Consider the following 16,076-nt stretch of genomic DNA (forward strand, 5'->3'; position numbering starts at 1 on the left):
CAGGAGTTTTAGTTGAGCCGACAGATCACCCTCGTACTCAAAGGCTACCCGCGGCTGTCGGAAACCTTTATCGCCCAGGAAATCCGGGCGCTGGAGCGACGCGGACTGCAGATCACCCTGGCTTCGCTGCGCCATCCCACCGATGTGGCGCGGCACCCGATCCATGGCGAGATCGAGGCCGAGGTCATCTATCTTCCGGAATACCTGCATCAGGAGCCCCGGCGGGTACTGAAGGCCTGGTGGCGGGCCCGGCGCCTGCCCGGCTACCGCGACTGCATGCGCAAATGGATGCTCGACTGGCGCCGCGACCGCAGCCGCAACCGGCTTCGCCGCCTGGGGCAGGCACTGGTGCTGGCAACCGAGCTGCCGCCCGGCACCGAGCAGCTGTATGCCCACTTTCTGCACACGCCTGCCTCGGTCACCCGCTACTGCGCCCTGCTGACAGGTCTGCCGTGGAGCGCCTCGGCCCACGCCAAGGATATCTGGACCAGCGAGGCCTGGGAGCTGCGCGAAAAGCTCGCCGAGCTATGCTGGCTAGCCACCTGCACAGAGGCCAACCACCGCTACCTCAGCGAACTGAGCGACGACCCCAAACGGGTGCACCTGATCTACCATGGCCTGGACTTTCGCCGTTTTTCGGCGCCGGACTCCCACGAGCAGCACCGCGACGGCCGCGACGCCGATAACCCGGTCAGGCTGATCTCGGTCGGCCGCGCCGTCGCCAAAAAGGGCTATGACGACCTTCTGGAAGCACTGGCGGCGCTGCCGCGCACGCTGCACTGGCAACTGACCCATATCGGCGGCGGCCCGCTGCTCGAGTCCCTGCGCCAGCGCGCCCGCGAACTCGGCATCGCCGACCGCATCGAGTGGAAAGGCGCACTTCCCCAGCGCGAGGTGCTGGAGGCCTACCGCCAGGCCGACCTGTTCGTGCTGGCCAGCAAGATCGTCGAGGACGGCGACCGCGATGGCCTGCCGAACGTGCTGATGGAGGCGCAGAGCCAGGGCCTGGCCTGCCTCTCGACCCGCATCTCGGGCATCCCCGAGCTGATTCGCGACCGCCAGTCCGGCTGGCTGGTCGATCCGGGCGATCCCGCGGGCCTCGGCAGCGCCCTCGGGACACTGATCGGCGACCCGGCGCTGCGCCAGCGGCTGGGCCTTAGCGGACAGGCGCGGGTGCGTGACACCTTCGACATGGAGCAAGGCATCGATGCGCTGGCGAAGCTGTTCGGCCTGGCCGCCGCGCCCGCACAGGAGCCGCGCACCGAACGCCCCGTCGATGCCTGCTGCGACAGCCGATGACCACGCCGCTTGCCTTCTATGCCCCGCTCAAGCCGCCGGACCACCCCAATCCCTCCGGCGACCGGCTGCTGGCGCAACTGCTGATGAGCGCCCTCGACAGAGCGGGCTTCGATGTCCGCCTTGCCAGCCGTCTGCGCAGCCGTGACGGCACCGGGCAGTTGTCGCGCCAGCAGCGCCTCGAAGCGCTTGGCGAACGACTGGCACAGCGTCTGTTGCGACACTGGCAACGGCAGGGCTGGCGGCCCCGGCTCTGGTTCACCTACCACCTCTACTACAAGGCGCCGGACTGGATAGGGCCTGCGGTCTGCCGCGCACTGGGCATCCCCTATGTCGTCGCCGAGGCCTCCTGGGCCGCAAAGCGCGCGCAGGGCCCCTGGGCTTACTCGCAGCACCAGCTCAAAGCCAGCCTGGCGCTGGCGCAATGCATCTTCACCTTCAACCCGGCGGATGCCCCGGGCCTGCGCCAGCTGCTCGGAAACACGGCCCCCATCGTCGAACTGCCGCCCTTTCTGCAACTGCCGCCCCGGGCGAACGACGAGCGCAGAACACTGGCGCACCAGTACAACCTCGACGCCGCCAGACCATGGCTGATCAGCGTGGCGATGATGCGGCCCGGCGACAAGCTTGCCTCGTACCGCCAGCTGGCACAGGCGCTGAGGCTTGTGCAGGCTGACTGTCAGCTGCTGCTGGTCGGCGACGGCAGCGCAAGGGCGAGCGTGGCCCGGGCTTTTGCCGACGACCGCCGCGTGCGCTTTACCGGGCAACTCGCCACCGACCAGCTGCTGCCGCTGCTCGGCGCCTGCGACCTGATGGTATGGCCCGCCGTCAACGAAGCGTTCGGCATGGCGCTGCTCGAAGCCCAGGCACTGGGCGTGCCGGCGATAGCCGGCGACTACGGCGGCGTCGGCGGTATCGTCAGCGATGGCGAGACCGGCCGCCTCACCCCCCGGGACAGGCCGGAACTGCTGGCCGCGGCCATCGACGACACCCTGGCGCATCCGACACGGCTGGCGCGGTGGCGCCGGGCCTGCCGCCCCCGGGCCGAGGCGCGACACTCGCTGGACGCCGCGGCCCGATTGCTGCGCCGGGAACTGGAGCCCCTGTGCCATGACTGAACCGCCATGCTCGAACTGATTTGTCTGCGCCACTGGCCAACCGACTGGAATCGGGAGAAGCGCCTGCAGGGGCGGCGTGACCGGCCACTCGCCGACAGCTCGAGGCGCGAACTCGAGGCTCTGGCCATGCCACCCGAACTGCTGCAACTGCCATGGTTCTGCAGCCCGCTGCGCCGGGCGCAACAGACAGCGGCCGCGCTGGGCATAGACTTCGAAGTGGCGGCGGCACTGACGGAAATGGACTGGGGCGCCTGGGAAGGACAGCGTATCGAGGACCTGCGCCGGGACGATCCCGCCGGCATGGCGGCGGCGGAAAGTCGCGGGCTGGCGCTCAGGCCGCCCGGCGGCGAGTCGCCGGACGAGGTCCGGCGGCGGCTCGACATCTGGGCCGAAACCCTGCGACAACAGGGCTACCGGCGGGCCGGCGCGGTCTGTCACAAGGGCGTTATGCGCGCGCTGCTGGCCGCCGCCTGCGACTGGGATATGCGCGGCAAGGCGCCATTCAGGCTAGACTACCGACGGCTGCAGAGCTTTTGCTGGGATGGCGAGCGCTGGCAACCGGGGAGACTCAACCGCCCGCTTATCGGCAGCTGAAACAGGCCGCAGCGGACGGATTCCACAACGACAAGGAGACGTGCAAGATGTTTATCAAGATCAAGAAAAACAGCGGCATTCACATGGAGCACAACGGACTGGAGAAACAGCACCTGGTGCCGGTGACATCGAACTTTCTGCTCAACCTCAACCAGGTCGCCGAAGTTTCGTTCTACAGCATCAAGGAAACCAAGACCCGCTACGACCTCGAACACCACGCCGTCCAGGTGCCGCCACACACCCGCGTCATCCATCTGCAGATGAGCTACCCCTATGGCAGCCGCGATGAACACAGCGGCGTCGACAAGGGCGTGCTGATCGAACGCTGCTACTACAAGCTCTATTTCATGCCGGAAGAAACCGGTCAGTACGACGTCATTCGTGGACAGATCGAGGCGCTGATCCTCAACGACGACTGAAACGCTGCCCGCTATTCCGGAACGGCAAAGGCGTATTCGAGCGCCTCGATCAGATCACCGACATCGTCCAGCGCGCGATGTCGGCGCTGCTGCGACGCGATTCTGTCGAGAAAACGCTGCAACCGCTCCCCCGCCAGCAGCGACTCGAGCCCCTGCAACCGAAACAACGGACGCATGCCCGCGGCCTCGTAAAGACGACGCAGCCAGAACACATCGAACTCGAGGGCGTCGCAGTACACGCAACGCCCTTCGAGCGCCCGATTGAGACGCCGGCACGCCTGCTGCGCCCCGACACCCTCGGCTTCGAGCTGGGCGCGGCTGATGCCGTGGATATTCTCGGCACTTTCGCTCCAGTCGTCCCACCCCGGCACGCCCTGGGGGCTGACGAGAAAACTGTCGTGCTCACCGCTGGCGGCATCCTGCCAGGCTACCTCGATCGGATAGGAGCGCGGTCCCAGACCGCTGGCCTCGAAATCCAGACAAATCAGATCCATCTCAAGCCTCTTGTTCGAACAGCATGACCTTGAGCCCATGCCCGGCATCACGTTCGGGAAAGTCGTCCGGGTTCGGCAGTTGCTGCCGGAAGCGAAACTGCGGACAGGCATCGGCCATCAGGTCACGGACAAAAACCGTATCATGCATCGGGTCATTGTGACAGGCCAGGATCCGCGCACCCGGCGCCGCGAGCCCCGGCAAACGCCTCAGTACCCTGGCGTAGTCGCGCTCGGCGATGAAGCTGCCCGGCTGAAAGCTCGGCGGGTCGAGCAGGATCAGGTCATAGGGGCCGAGCTTGCGCAGCTTGCCCCAGGACTTCATCAGGTCGTGGGCCAGGTAGCGCACCTGTGCCTCCTGCTGCCCGTTGAGGCGATGATTGTCGCGCCCCTGCTCCAGCGCCCCGCGACTCATGTCCAGGTTGACCACAGAGCGCGCCCCGCCGGCCACCGCCGCCACCGAAAAGGCGCAGGTGTAGGCGAACAGGTTCAGCACCCGGGCACCCCCGGCATGATCACGCACCCAGCGCCGACCCTCGCGCATATCCAGAAACAGACCGCTGTTCTGGTTCTGCAGCGGCCGGACCTGGAAGCGCAATCCCAGCTCCGACGTCTCCAGCCGCTGTGGCACCTCGCCAAACAGCACCCGCTGCTGCGCTTCACGTCCGCGGCCACGCTGCTGCACCACCAGCGCCCCGATCTCGGGCTGATGCTCCAGCGCCCTGCAAAGCTGATCGAGCCAATCAGGCTCGACATCGGCGTACAGCCGCACCACCGCCACCGGCGGAAACCAGTCGACCACCAGGTGCTCGAGCCCCGGATAGCAGCGCCCGCGGCCGTGGAACAGCCTGCGCGATTCGCCCCGGGCCTGCGTCAGTTGTTGCTCAATGGTTGCGATCACCTGATCCATTGGCCGCTCCAGTCGCTGAAAAAGGCGGGCGATTATACCCGCCCACCCCGGTTCCAGCCAGATAGAATAATGCTGCAAAGCCTTGAAACTTTACGCTCGAGGCCTTATCTAATTCGCAACTTTATAGCCTGGGAAACGCACCACCATGATGAGGATCGTCCTGTTTCTAGCCACCAATATCGCGGTACTGATCGTCGCCAGCATTACGCTGAACCTGCTGGGTGTCGAACATTACCTTAGCGGCAGCGGTCTCAACCTCGGCTCGCTGCTGGTGTTCTGTGCAGTCTTCGGCTTCGCCGGATCGCTGATCTCGCTGTTTCTTTCGAAGACGATGGCGAAGATGTCCACCGGCACCCGCATCATCGAGCAACCCGGCAACGATGCCGAGCGCTGGCTGATCGATACGGTCGCGGAGCTGTCGCAGAAAGCCGGTATCGAGATGCCGCAGGTCGGCATTTTCCCGGCGCAGCAGGCCAACGCCTTCGCCACCGGCTGGAACAAGAACGCCTCGCTGGTCGCTGTCAGCCAGGGCCTGCTCGAGCGCTTCAGACCCGAGGAAATCCGCGCGGTGCTGGCGCATGAGATCGGCCACGTCGCCAACGGCGATATGGTCACTCTGGCGCTGATCCAGGGCGTGGTGAACACCTTCGTGATGTTCTTCGCCCGCATCGCCGCCTACGCGGTCGACTCTTTCCTGCGCCGTGACGGCGAAGAAAGCGGCCCGGGCATCGGCTACTACATCACCACCTTCGTGTTCGAGATATTGTTCGGCATCATCGCCTCGATCATCGTCGCCTGGTTCTCGCGCCGCCGCGAGTACCGCGCCGACCACGCCGGCGCCACCCTGGCGAGCCCACACGCCATGGTCGGCGCTCTGCAACGCCTCAAGGCGGAGTACGGTGTGCCGGACCAGCTGCCGGGTCAGTTCCAGGCCTTCGGCATCAGCAGCCATATGAAACAGGGCCTGATGGAGCTGTTCTCTTCGCACCCGCCGCTCGACGACCGCATCGCGGCGCTGCAGAATCAGCGCTGAAGCCAAACGGAAACGGGCGCCGAGGCGCCCGTTCTTTTTGGTTTATCGATACGGCAAGACAGGGCGCTCCGTAGGATAGGTGGAGCCGCCACTGCCACATTCTTTCCGGGTGGCACCGGATTTATGGCGGCGTAACCCATCACAGTTCCTGCGGGCGCCTTGAATGCGGCCGGTGCGGATACATCCGGGCAATTCCTATTTAAGAACTGTGCTGCCCTTGATGGTGTGATGAGGTACCGCGGACGCCGAAGCTTTTGATGGGTTACGCCGCCCCAGACTTCGTGCTATCGGACAAGACCGCCGCGATGGCGGCTCCACCCATCCTACCGCTGTTGACTGCTCTCAGTGCCAGTTGCCCTCGTCGAGCACGCAGAAAGACAGGCAGGTGCTGAACAGCGCCACCGCCATCATCAGCGGCGGCTGCGCCAGCCAGAGCATGAACAGACCGGACAGTATCCAGATATCCCGAACCAGCGCCCGGCGCGATCGTACCTGCCAATCACCGAGCCCCAACCATAGCAGCAAGAACCTGAGCAGACCTGGAAGCATGGACCTCTCCTGAGCCACCCCGCCTGACAGAACACGCCCGAATGCGAACCGGCCCGGCCCTGCGCCCGCCAGCCCCTGAGGTCGACGGTAGAAGCGCACGGCTTTCTGACAGATTAGAAGCTGCGTCAGATATCCGCCACCCGATACAACACCGCATCGTGGTATCCGGTGGTGACACGAATCACCCCGGCCAGCGAGCGATCGAGCTCCGGGTCGCCGCTATCCACGATCAGCGGCCGGCCTTCCAGCTCCTTGAGCTTGGTCTTGGTCGCCAGTACCCGAATATGCTCCCGCCCGATACGCCGCAGCAGCTCTGCAGACAGCTGCTGATTGCCGCGGCCGATGATATGGCCCTGCCCGCCGATCACCGTGATCACCAGGCGCACCTCCCTGTCCTGCGTCAGCTCCAGCAACTGCGCCGCGGTGCAGTCACTGGCGACAAGCCGGCCGTCCTCCACCAGATCGACCCCGAGCAGGGTATTGGCCAGCCGCAGCTCGTCCATCACCGCCTGCACCGTCGTGCCGGATCCCATGATGTAGCACACGCCGGGCTCCATGGCCTCGACCACGTCGGCGGCGATGTCGGCCTGCACCAGCTCCTCGGATTCGCGCGCGCCATTCTTGACGTGCTGCAGGTAGCGATGCTCCTGGGGCACCAGCAGTTCGCCGTAGTAGCGCGCACGCACGCGCCCCTGACGGAACTGCTCCTCGTCGATATCGCGCACTTCCTGATCGCCCAGCGTCACCAGCTCGCCGCGTATCAGCATCGCGACGATCTCGCCGGCGGCGCGGGGCGTTACCGCATAGACTCCGGAGTGGATCTTGACACCGGCGGGAACGCCCAGCACCGGCATCCGGTCCGACAGCACATTGCAGATATTGCGCGCGGTTCCGTCCCCGCCGGCGAACAGCAGAAGGTCGACACCGGCATCGGCCAGCGCATGGGCGGCGCGCTCGGTATCCTCGGGCCCGGTGTGACCGGAGTCGATCGCTCCCAGCACCCTGGGCTCGAAACCCGCCTCGCGCGCGACCTGCTCGCCCATCTCCCCCGGCCAGGTCAGAATCTCCACCGGCAGCCCGCGCAGCACTTCCAGTGCCTGCAGCGTGCGCTCTCCGGCGCGCGGCCTGGCACCCAGCTCCAGAGCCCGCCGGGTGGTCTCGGCGCCATCGCTTCCCTTGAGCGCGACAGAGCCACCGAGGCCCGCCAGAGGGTTGACTATCAGTCCGAGTCTGAACATGGACACTTCCTATATCTCGTCAATGTAGCCGGCTTCGGCCAGAAAGCGCTGGTAAACGAAGGCCGCCAGCATCAGCCGCGCCTCTTCCTCGAGCTCCTGGAACTCGACGCCATAGCGATAGCGCAGCATCTCCGGCGCCCCCTCCTGCTGCTGGCTGCGTATGATCGCGGGCGCCAGCAGCACCTGATCGATGCCGGCGACCCAGAGCCTCAGCGTCAGATAAACCGGATCCCCGCTCATCCCCACCGGTTGCGAGGTTTCGACACAGGCGCCACCGAGACTGATGTCTCTGCAGATGGCGGCACAGGGCAGGCTGGCACCACCGAGGTACTCGTCTTCCTGCCGGTCGACGGCCACCTTGAGCCGCACCGGCACCCGCGTACTGGCCCGGATACGCTTGACCTCGAGCGCGCGCGGATACTCCAGATGCCAGTAGCCGTATGGCGCTGACGCCGCCGACAGCAGTCGCGTGGTAAAGGCGCAGATATGATTGCCGGCCATCAGTCGCACCGTCAACGTGGCGCCCTCGCCGATCCGCGCCGCCTGAGAGCCGGCCCGGGGCGCGCTGATCAGTAAGCTGGCGCCGTCGCGGTAGCCGATCAGTTCCGCCGTGAAACGACTGCGCGGGCTACGGCACTCGACGCGCAGGCGCTCGCCGGGGCGCGGCTGCAGATCAGCAAGTCCGGGCGTTTCGCCCTGTTGCAGGAGTTTCGGCATCGATACACAGGTGGCTGTTGGCAAACCCGGTAGCTTACGCCAATTCGACACTGAAACCGAGTGCGGCCAGCTCCCGGGCCCGGGATTCATCCAGATCACCGCGCACTTTCAACGTGGCGAACTCCCGCCGCACCGGATAGTTCTTGCGCAGCCGGTCGAAAGCCTGGCCCCGCTCCGCTTCCGGCAGCCCCAGCGTCGCCCGCAGCTCCCGGTCATCCCGAAAGGGGTCGTAAAGCAGACGCATCAGCTCGAGCGGCTCCACCTGCGCCGAGACATCGACCATACGGATCGTCGCCTCGGGCACGCAGGACTCGAAGGCAACGGCGTCACCGATACCGAACAGACGCCGGACCGCCTGATACAGCATGTAGGTGCCGCGAATCTTGCCATCGAGGCTGTACCCGGCGATATGCGGCGAGCAGAAACGAACCCGCTGTGCCAGCTCTGGGTCGACGACCGGCTCGTGCTCCCACACGTCCAGCACCAGCGTCAGGTCCTGCCGACGGCGCGCAACATCGAGCAGCGCCCGGTTATCGATCGCCCCGCCGCGACCGGCATTGAGCAATATCGCGCCGCGCTTCAGCTGCGCCAGTTGCAAGGATCCCAGCAGATGACGGGTCGGGTAAGGGCCGTCGCTGATCAGCGGCGTGTGCATCGAAACGATGTCGGCCTGCGACAGCAGTTCGTCGAGGGTAACGAAACCCTCCGGCGACGCAGCGGCACGCGGCGGATCGTTCAGCAACAGCCGCACGCCAAGCCGCTCCAGCCGTTGCTGCAAACGCCCACCGACATTGCCGACACCGATGATGCCCAGGGTCTTGTCCCGCAGCGAAAATCCCTGCTCGGACGCAAGCTGATAGAGCACCGTCAGCACGAACTCGACTACCGCATCGGCATTGCAGCCCGGCGCGCTGCTGAAGGCGATGCCGCGTCCGGCGAGATAGTCCAGATCGACATGGTCGGTACCGATGGTTGCGGTACCAACGAAGCGCACCCGGGAGCCCTCCAGCAGTGCGCGATCGACCCGGGTAATGGAACGCACCAGCAACAGATCGGCATCGACTAGGGCATCCGGGCTCATATCACGCCCCGGGAGCCTGCGGATGCTTCCCAGCGGACCGAACAGCGCCTCCAGTTGCGGTATGTTCTCGTCCGCCACTATATTCAGGGTCCTGTGCTTCAAACTGGCCTCCGGGGCTTTACAATTGCGGGGGTTTCGGGCTCAATGCGCCGTTACGCCCGCCGGAAATCCGCGAAATTCGCCGGCAGGATACGCGACATACGGCAAACAGGCCGCAAACGAACACTATTCTCCCCCCGATAGAGTTAGGGTAAAAGCCCCTTGATAGTACGCTGGCGCAAAGATCAGGAATACTTCATCGTCCGTCTGTATCAGGACCTTGTGGGTGACTGGATACTGAGCCAGAGCTGGGGCGACTGCCTGAGCGACGAATCCGGCATCAGCCATACCGTACTGCCGTCCTATCAGGAAGCGCGGCGCCTGCTGCGCACCATCGCCCGCGAACAGCGCCTGCGCGGCTACCGCCACGAAGACCGCAGCGAGGTGCAGCTGGGATTCGATTTCGGCTGAAATTCGCAGGGCGCTGTATTCAGAAAGGGTCATCGCACCCGGGTCAAACAAGGTGGATGGGAAAAATCCGGCCCCGAAAGGGGCCGGCCTGCACACTGCAAGGTGATAAGAGCCTAAAGCTTGCAAAATGAGGTGAGGCCCGCCCCGCCAAAGGCGGGCCCCGTTGCCCGGCAGCGCGTCTGTTAGGTGAGGTCCGAACGCCGCCGGTCACTTACGAGCGGGATCCATACTATTACCATTGATAATCATTCGCAATAGCGTTTGCATATAAATTCCGTGTTTTTTTAACAAGCCGGTGGCACTGCGGGCCGGCTTCGGGACATTCCGAACCCAGGCAGCAGCACCCAAGGACCAGCAAAACCGGCACCTGCCTCGCGTGCCTTGTGCCCGGCGCCGGAATTTGCCAATTTTTTGAGCAACAGATCCTTTATTCCACGCTACCAGTTGCACTACAATCAGCACACAATCCGGGGCGGAGGAACCGAGCGTCAAGCAGCTCTTCAGCAGAGTCCTTCCCCTGCCCCAGCCCGAACCCTACACCGCGCCCGAGAGGCGCGTTATTTTTTGGAGGTCCCGCCGTTGACACCCAGTGGCAAAATCAAACTGCAGGGTTTTAACAACCTCACCAAGAGCCTGAGCTTCTGCATCTACGATATCTGCTACACCCGTACGCCGGAGCAGAAGGCCGAATACATCGAGTATATCGACGAGCAGTACAACGCCGACCGTCTGACGGAAATCCTGACCGAGGTCTGCGAGATCATCGGCGCCAACGTGCTGAACATCGCCCGTCAGGACTACGAGCCCCAGGGGGCGAGCGTTACCATTCTGGTTTCCGAAGAGCCGCTTAAAGATTCCCAGATGGTGGACAAATCGGAGAAGCCGGGACCGCTGCAGCCGGACTACGTGGTCGCTCACCTCGACAAGAGCCACATCTGCGTGCATACCTATCCGGAGAGCCATCCGGACAACGGCATCTGCACCTTCCGGGCAGATATCGAGGTTTCCACCTGTGGCGTCATTTCACCGCTGAAAGCGCTGAACTACCTGATTCACAAGCTCGAGTCGGACATCGTCACCATCGACTACCGGGTACGCGGATTCACCCGCGATGTGCACGGCGTCAAGCACTATATCGACCACGATATCCACTCGATCCAGAACTTCATCAGCCAGGATATTCGTGACCAGTACCAGATGCTGGACGTCAACGTCTATCAGGAAAACATCTTCCACACCAAGATGATGCTGAACGACTTCGACCTGAACCAGTACCTGTTCGGCACCACCACCCGGGACCTGAGCGAAGACGAGATCAACCACATTACCGAGAACCTGTTCCGGGAAATGCGCGAGATCTTCTACGCCCGCAACCTGCCGGAAATGTCATCCGAATAAGCGCCCGGGCAAGATGAGAAAAGGCGCCTGCGGGCGCCTTTTTCAATGGTTTCTCAGAGTGCCGCGAGCCGCTCCCAGAGCGCCGCCCCCCAGACCAGGGCGGCGATCATCAGGGTGACGAAGACCGCCGCCGAGCCCAGGTCCTTGGCCCGGCCGGCCAGCTCGTTGAACTCCAGTCCGGCCCGATCGACCACCGCCTCGATCGCCGAGTTGATCAGCTCCGCCATCAGCACCAGCAGGCAGCTGACGAGCAACAGCGCCAGCTTGAACACCGAGTCTGCAAGCCAGAACGAGAACGGCAGCATCAGCAGCACCGCGTAAAGCTCGTATCGAAAGGCAGGCTCGTGAACGAAAGCCGCGCGCATTCCCTTGAACGAGTAACAGGTCGCATAGTAGAAGCGCGCCGGCCCCGTCACTTTGTCATTCGGCATTATCCTCTCCAGGTAGCTGCAGACGGCGCTCGAAAAGGCGTCGATAGCGCTCGTCGAGCTGATCGTAACGAACCAGCGTCTCGCCGTCACTCAGTTTGACATTGCCACGCTCGAAGTCGATCTCGAAGATCGACTGGTCCGGAAACACCAGCGCAGCGCGGGGATCCTTGTGCAGCGTGATCATGAATGCCGTCACGATTCGCAACCGGTTGCGGTCGACCGGTTGCAGCAAGCTGACGCCATCCAGCTCAGTGACCGGAACAACGCCCATCAGTTCCAGCGCCGTGGGCACAATATCGGCATGGGTGACTGGCGCATCCAGATTCACCCTGACCGCCTCGCCCCGCCCCTGCGGCGGAAAGATCAGCAGCGGATTGCGAATGACCTCCGGGCGAAAGTCGTGATGGAACTGACTTTTCTCCCCCGCCACGTGCTCGCCGTGATCGCTGGAATAGAAAACCCAGGTATTGGCATCGGCGGCACGGGCCTCGGCCACCAGGCGCGCCAGGTAGCGATCGGTATAGCGGACGGTATTGTCGTAGGCATTGACGCTGTTGGGTCCCTCTTCCGGCAGGTATACCTTGCTGGCCGCCGGCACCTGACGACTGAACGGCGTATGGCTGCCACTCATCTGCGCCACCAGCAGGTAGGGTTTCCCGGTCGCCGCCGCCTCGGCGATGAAAGGCAGCAGACCGCGTTCGAGTACCTGCTGATCGTCCGCGCCGATGGAAACCGACACATCCGCGCTGAAGTCCACGCCCTGACGGAAGTGATCGAGATCCTTGTCCACCAGCATCTGGTCGAGCCCGCGCCAGCGAAAGTCCTGCGCCGTCACCAGCCCCGTCCTGTAGCCGGCACTCTTGGCGTAGTTGAACAGGGTCGGCACTCGAAACACGGCTCCGTGCGGATCGATCCCTTCGAGCCCGGTCAGCATATAGGGAACCGACGTCAGGGTACGCGGCGAAACGCTCACGGCGTTGCGCATCGCCAGCAACTCACCCCGCGCCTGCAGGGCGGAGAGACCCGGCGTGGTATCGCGCGCGTAGCCATACACCCCAAGATGATCCCGGTTCAGCGACTCGCCGATAACGAAAATAATGTTGGGCGCCCCTGCCCTTGCGTGCCGGGGCGCGAGCGCGGGGCGCTGCGGGCCTGCCAGCTCGCCCAGCTGCAGGTCCACCGCCCCCGCCAGACTGGAGTAATACGCCACCGGCGCCACCTGAAAATAGGGGGCCCCGTACCAGTTGAGCGACACCAGCCCGAACAGCCCGGCCGCCAGCAGGCCGCTGCCCCAGCGCCCCCAGCCGCGGGGCCGATACTCCACCGACATCACCAGAACCAGCACCAGCATGGCCAGCAGCGTCGTCAGCAGTGGCACCAGTAGACCGACGTGCTCGCGCCACAGCGCCAGCGACAGCAGCGGGTCCGAAAAAAAGAAGCGCACATCGAAGGTGGTGATGAACTTGCGGTAGATCTCGAAATAGGACGTCTGCGCCAGATAAGCCACCAGGAACAGCGACAAAAGCGTGAGCGCAATGCGCCGCCGCCGCAGCAGCAGGCCGCGAATATTGAACAGCAGCCCCCAGTATGCCAGCCCGCTGAGAATGAAATTGACCACGAAGCGCGTGCCGGTAATGTTCTCGCGCGTCCATTCGATATCCCGGACCAGGAGCAGATCGATCAGCAGCAGCATCGACCAGCACAGCATCAGACCGGTTCCCGGGTGGTCGCGACAGAAACGACGCATCGACGACCAGACGGAAGGCAGCAGAAACATTGAGCAGCAATCCTCGCCTGTTGACATCGAGCGCCCCTGACCGGACCTGTGCAGGGGCCCGGACGCCATCGGCGCTCGCCGAAAAACGACAATCATATCGGCTTTTAACCGCCCCCGCAGCCGCCGTGTCGCCACTTCGCGCGGCACCCGCCCTCCGGGGTGAAGCCAGAGACGGTCTGGGATACAATGAGCAGCAACCGCCCCGGGGCGTACTGTCGCATTCCTGCCCCGCCCAGGCCGGAGCATTGCAGCTCACCACCCGGCCAGCACTGGATTTTATAGTGGATTCGCATTACTCGAATCCGCTTCAACGGCAACAGATCTCCGATATGCAGCACACAGAAACAGCCGACACCACCGCCAGCCTCAACACCGGCCCCGCACTTCGCGAGCACAGCGTCAATCGCCGCTTCTCCGTGGCGCCGATGATGGACTGGACGGACCGCCATTGCCGCTATTTTCACCGACTGCTGAGCAATGACGCGCTGCTGTATACCGAGATGGTTACCACAGGCGCGCTGCTGCACGGCGACAGCGAGCGCTTCCTGCGCTACGACGCTACCGAACACCCGATCGCGCTTCAGCTTGGCGGCAGCGACCCCGAAGCCCTCGCCCGCTGCACGCGCATGGCGGAGGAGCACGGCTACGATGAGGTCAACCTCAATGTCGGCTGTCCCAGCGACCGGGTACAGAACAACATGATCGGCGCCTGCCTGATGGCCCATCCACAGCTCGTGGCCGACTGCCTCGCGCGCATGCAGGACGCGGTGCGGATTCCGGTAACGGTCAAACACCGCCTCGGCATCGACGATATGGACAGCTACGAGGAGCTGCACCGTTTCGTCGATATTGTCCGCCAGTCGGGCTGCCGCACGTTCATCATCCATGCCCGCAAGGCGATTCTCGCCGGCCTGAGCCCGAAGGAGAACCGCGAGATCCCGCCGCTCAAATACGACTGGGTGTACCGCATCAAGCGGGATTTCCCGGAACTCGAGATCATCGTCAATGGCGGCATCAAGACGCTGGAGGACTGCGAGGAACACCTCCGCTCCGTTGACGGCGTGATGATCGGACGTGAAGCCTACCAGAACCCGTACGGCATGCTCGCCGGTGTCGATCAACGCCTGTACGGTCAGGCAGCCCCGGCGCCATCCCGCCGGGATGTCGCCGAGCGGATGCTCGACTACACCGCCCGGGAACTGGCCGCCGGCGCCAGTCTTGGCCATATCACCCGCCACATACTCGGTCTTTTCCATGCCCAGCGCGGCGGCCGGCAGTTCCGCCGCCACCTGAGCGAAAACGCCCATCGCCCCGGCGCCGGCGTCGAGGTACTGAAGGCCGCCCTGGAACGGATTCCCGACTAACCCCGCACTCAACCCGTTTGAATACCCTGCAGTAACATCTTTCAAAGGAAAAGCGCCCATGCAAAGCCAGTTGCAACAACTGAAGTCGATGACCACCGTCGTCGCCGATACCGGCGATATCGACGCCATACGCCAGTTCGCTCCGGTGGACGCGACAACCAACCCCTCGCTGCTGCTCAAGGCCAGCCAGCAGGAGCGTTACCGCCCGCTGCTGCTCGAGGCCAGCGAGTGGGCCCGCAGCCGCGGCGGCGACGACCAGACCCGGCTCGACAACATGACCGACAAGCTCGCGGTGCTGATCGGCAAGGAAATTCTGCAGATCGTTCCGGGCCGCGTCTCGACCGAAGTCGACGCGCGACTGTCATTCGATACCGAGGCAACCATCGCCCGCGCCCGCAAGCTTATCGCACTGTATGACGAGGCCGGCATCTCCCAGGACCGCATCCTGATCAAGATCGCGTCGACCTGGGAAGGCATACGCGCAGCCGAAGTGCTGGAGCGCGAAGGTATTCACTGCAATCTGACCCTGCTGTTCGGTTTCGCCCAGGCCAAAGCCTGCGCCGATGCCGGTGTCTATCTGATATCGCCGTTCGTCGGTCGTATTCTCGACTGGCACAGGGCCCACGAGGCGGACGCCGACTTCAGCGGCGATCGCGACCCGGGGGTCCGCTCGGTCAGCCGCATCTACCAGTACTACAAACAACATCATTACGACACTGTCGTGATGGGCGCAAGCTTTCGCAATATCGGCGAAATTCAGTCGCTGGCAGGCTGCGACCGCCTCACCATCAGCCCTGCACTGATGCAGGAACTCGAGCAATCGACCACCCCTCTGGAGCGCCGGCTGAATCCGGACAACGCCGTCAGCGATGACGCCAGAGCCAGCCTGGACGAGACCGCTTTCCGCTGGGCGATGAACGAGGATGCGATGGCAACCGAAAAGCTCGCAGAAGGAATTCGCAATTTTGCGGCAGACCAGCTGCGGCTGGAAAAGCTGCTGGCGGAGATTCAGTGATGAATGGTAAGTGGTAAGTGGTAAGTGGTCAGTGGTAAGTGGTAAGTGGTAAGTGGTCAGATAACAGAAGGCCCGCGACTGCGGGCCTAATTTTCAATGCGGCTATTTATGCTACCTGGCTTTGCTCGATGAACT

Annotated in this window: 17 protein-coding genes; 9 read left to right on the forward strand and 8 right to left on the reverse strand. The window is 63.9% G+C overall.

Annotated features, from left to right (window positions below; all coding sequences use genetic code 11):
* Positions 1-12: 12 nt before the first annotated feature.
* The 4 genes from IEX85_RS09690 to IEX85_RS09705 are packed head-to-tail and all read left to right on the forward strand — an operon-like array spanning position 13 to position 3,427.
* Positions 13-1,299, forward strand: coding sequence for a glycosyltransferase family 4 protein (locus IEX85_RS09690; RefSeq protein WP_188860377.1), 1,287 nt, complete (start codon positions 13-15; stop codon positions 1,297-1,299).
* Complete coding sequence (locus IEX85_RS09695; protein WP_188860378.1) at positions 1,296-2,414, forward strand: glycosyltransferase family 4 protein; 1,119 nt, start codon at positions 1,296-1,298, stop codon at positions 2,412-2,414. The genes IEX85_RS09690 and IEX85_RS09695 overlap by 4 nt, the downstream gene beginning before the upstream one ends.
* Positions 2,415-2,420: 6 nt before the next feature.
* Positions 2,421-3,008, forward strand: coding sequence for a histidine phosphatase family protein (locus IEX85_RS09700; protein WP_188860379.1), 588 nt, complete (start codon positions 2,421-2,423; stop codon positions 3,006-3,008).
* 47 nt (positions 3,009-3,055) lie between these two features.
* Positions 3,056-3,427: a hypothetical protein gene (locus IEX85_RS09705; protein WP_188860380.1), complete on the forward strand. Its 372-nt coding sequence runs from the start codon at positions 3,056-3,058 to the stop codon at positions 3,425-3,427.
* 11 nt (positions 3,428-3,438) lie between these two features.
* Here the strand turns inward: IEX85_RS09705 and IEX85_RS09710 are convergent, their stop codons facing one another.
* Together IEX85_RS09710 and IEX85_RS09715 are read right to left on the reverse strand one after the other, a co-directional pair.
* Entirely contained in the window at positions 3,439-3,921 is a 483-nt protein-coding gene (locus IEX85_RS09710) for a 3'-5' exonuclease (RefSeq protein WP_188860381.1), read from the reverse strand.
* A 1-nt stretch (position 3,922) separates the two neighbouring features.
* Positions 3,923-4,828, reverse strand: coding sequence for a class I SAM-dependent methyltransferase (locus IEX85_RS09715; protein ID WP_188860382.1), 906 nt, complete (start codon positions 4,826-4,828; stop codon positions 3,923-3,925).
* Positions 4,829-4,973: 145 nt separating this feature from the next.
* Here IEX85_RS09715 and htpX point away from each other — a divergent pair, with 145 nt between their 5' ends.
* Positions 4,974-5,861, forward strand: coding sequence for a protease HtpX (gene htpX, locus IEX85_RS09720; RefSeq protein ID WP_188860383.1), 888 nt, complete (start codon positions 4,974-4,976; stop codon positions 5,859-5,861).
* A gap of 342 nt (positions 5,862-6,203) precedes the next feature.
* Here the strand turns inward: htpX and IEX85_RS09725 are convergent, their stop codons facing one another.
* The 4 genes from IEX85_RS09725 to pdxB form a co-directional block, all read right to left on the reverse strand.
* Entirely contained in the window at positions 6,204-6,410 is a 207-nt protein-coding gene (locus IEX85_RS09725) for a hypothetical protein (protein WP_188860384.1), read from the reverse strand.
* A gap of 125 nt (positions 6,411-6,535) precedes the next feature.
* Complete coding sequence (locus tag IEX85_RS09730) at positions 6,536-7,648, reverse strand: ATP-NAD kinase family protein (protein ID WP_188860385.1); 1,113 nt, start codon at positions 7,646-7,648, stop codon at positions 6,536-6,538.
* A 9-nt stretch (positions 7,649-7,657) separates the two neighbouring features.
* Complete coding sequence (locus IEX85_RS09735) at positions 7,658-8,365, reverse strand: flagellar brake protein (protein ID WP_188860386.1); 708 nt, start codon at positions 8,363-8,365, stop codon at positions 7,658-7,660.
* A 34-nt stretch (positions 8,366-8,399) separates the two neighbouring features.
* Positions 8,400-9,548: a 4-phosphoerythronate dehydrogenase PdxB gene (pdxB, locus tag IEX85_RS09740; RefSeq protein ID WP_229721864.1), complete on the reverse strand. Its 1,149-nt coding sequence runs from the start codon at positions 9,546-9,548 to the stop codon at positions 8,400-8,402.
* A gap of 159 nt (positions 9,549-9,707) precedes the next feature.
* Between pdxB and IEX85_RS09745 the strand changes: the two genes are divergently transcribed.
* Both IEX85_RS09745 and speD read left to right on the forward strand, forming a co-directional pair.
* Positions 9,708-9,956 (forward strand): hypothetical protein, encoded by a 249-nt coding sequence (locus tag IEX85_RS09745; RefSeq protein WP_188860387.1) that lies wholly within the window; start codon positions 9,708-9,710, stop codon positions 9,954-9,956.
* Between the two features lie 579 nt (positions 9,957-10,535).
* Positions 10,536-11,354 (forward strand): adenosylmethionine decarboxylase, encoded by an 819-nt coding sequence (gene speD / locus IEX85_RS09750; protein WP_188860388.1) that lies wholly within the window; start codon positions 10,536-10,538, stop codon positions 11,352-11,354.
* Positions 11,355-11,407: 53 nt separating this feature from the next.
* Here the strand turns inward: speD and IEX85_RS09755 are convergent, their stop codons facing one another.
* Together IEX85_RS09755 and IEX85_RS09760 are read right to left on the reverse strand one after the other, a co-directional pair.
* Positions 11,408-11,785, reverse strand: a complete 378-nt coding sequence (locus tag IEX85_RS09755; protein ID WP_188860389.1) for a diacylglycerol kinase — start codon at positions 11,783-11,785, stop codon at positions 11,408-11,410.
* Positions 11,775-13,562 (reverse strand): phosphoethanolamine transferase, encoded by a 1,788-nt coding sequence (locus tag IEX85_RS09760; protein WP_188860390.1) that lies wholly within the window; start codon positions 13,560-13,562, stop codon positions 11,775-11,777. The genes IEX85_RS09755 and IEX85_RS09760 overlap by 11 nt, the downstream gene beginning before the upstream one ends.
* A gap of 329 nt (positions 13,563-13,891) precedes the next feature.
* Between IEX85_RS09760 and dusA the strand changes: the two genes are divergently transcribed.
* The gene (dusA, locus tag IEX85_RS09765; RefSeq protein WP_188860391.1) at positions 13,892-14,926 is read left to right on the forward strand and encodes a tRNA dihydrouridine(20/20a) synthase DusA; all 1,035 of its coding nucleotides are present in this window, start codon (positions 13,892-13,894) and stop codon (positions 14,924-14,926) included.
* Between the two features lie 58 nt (positions 14,927-14,984).
* The gene (gene tal / locus IEX85_RS09770; RefSeq protein WP_188860392.1) at positions 14,985-15,941 is read left to right on the forward strand and encodes a transaldolase; all 957 of its coding nucleotides are present in this window, start codon (positions 14,985-14,987) and stop codon (positions 15,939-15,941) included.
* Positions 15,942-16,076 lie beyond the last annotated feature (135 nt).

The sequence above is a fragment of the Marinobacterium nitratireducens genome, from assembly GCF_014645375.1.
GTDB classification, from domain to species: Bacteria; Pseudomonadota; Gammaproteobacteria; order Pseudomonadales; family Balneatricaceae; genus Marinobacterium_A; species Marinobacterium_A nitratireducens.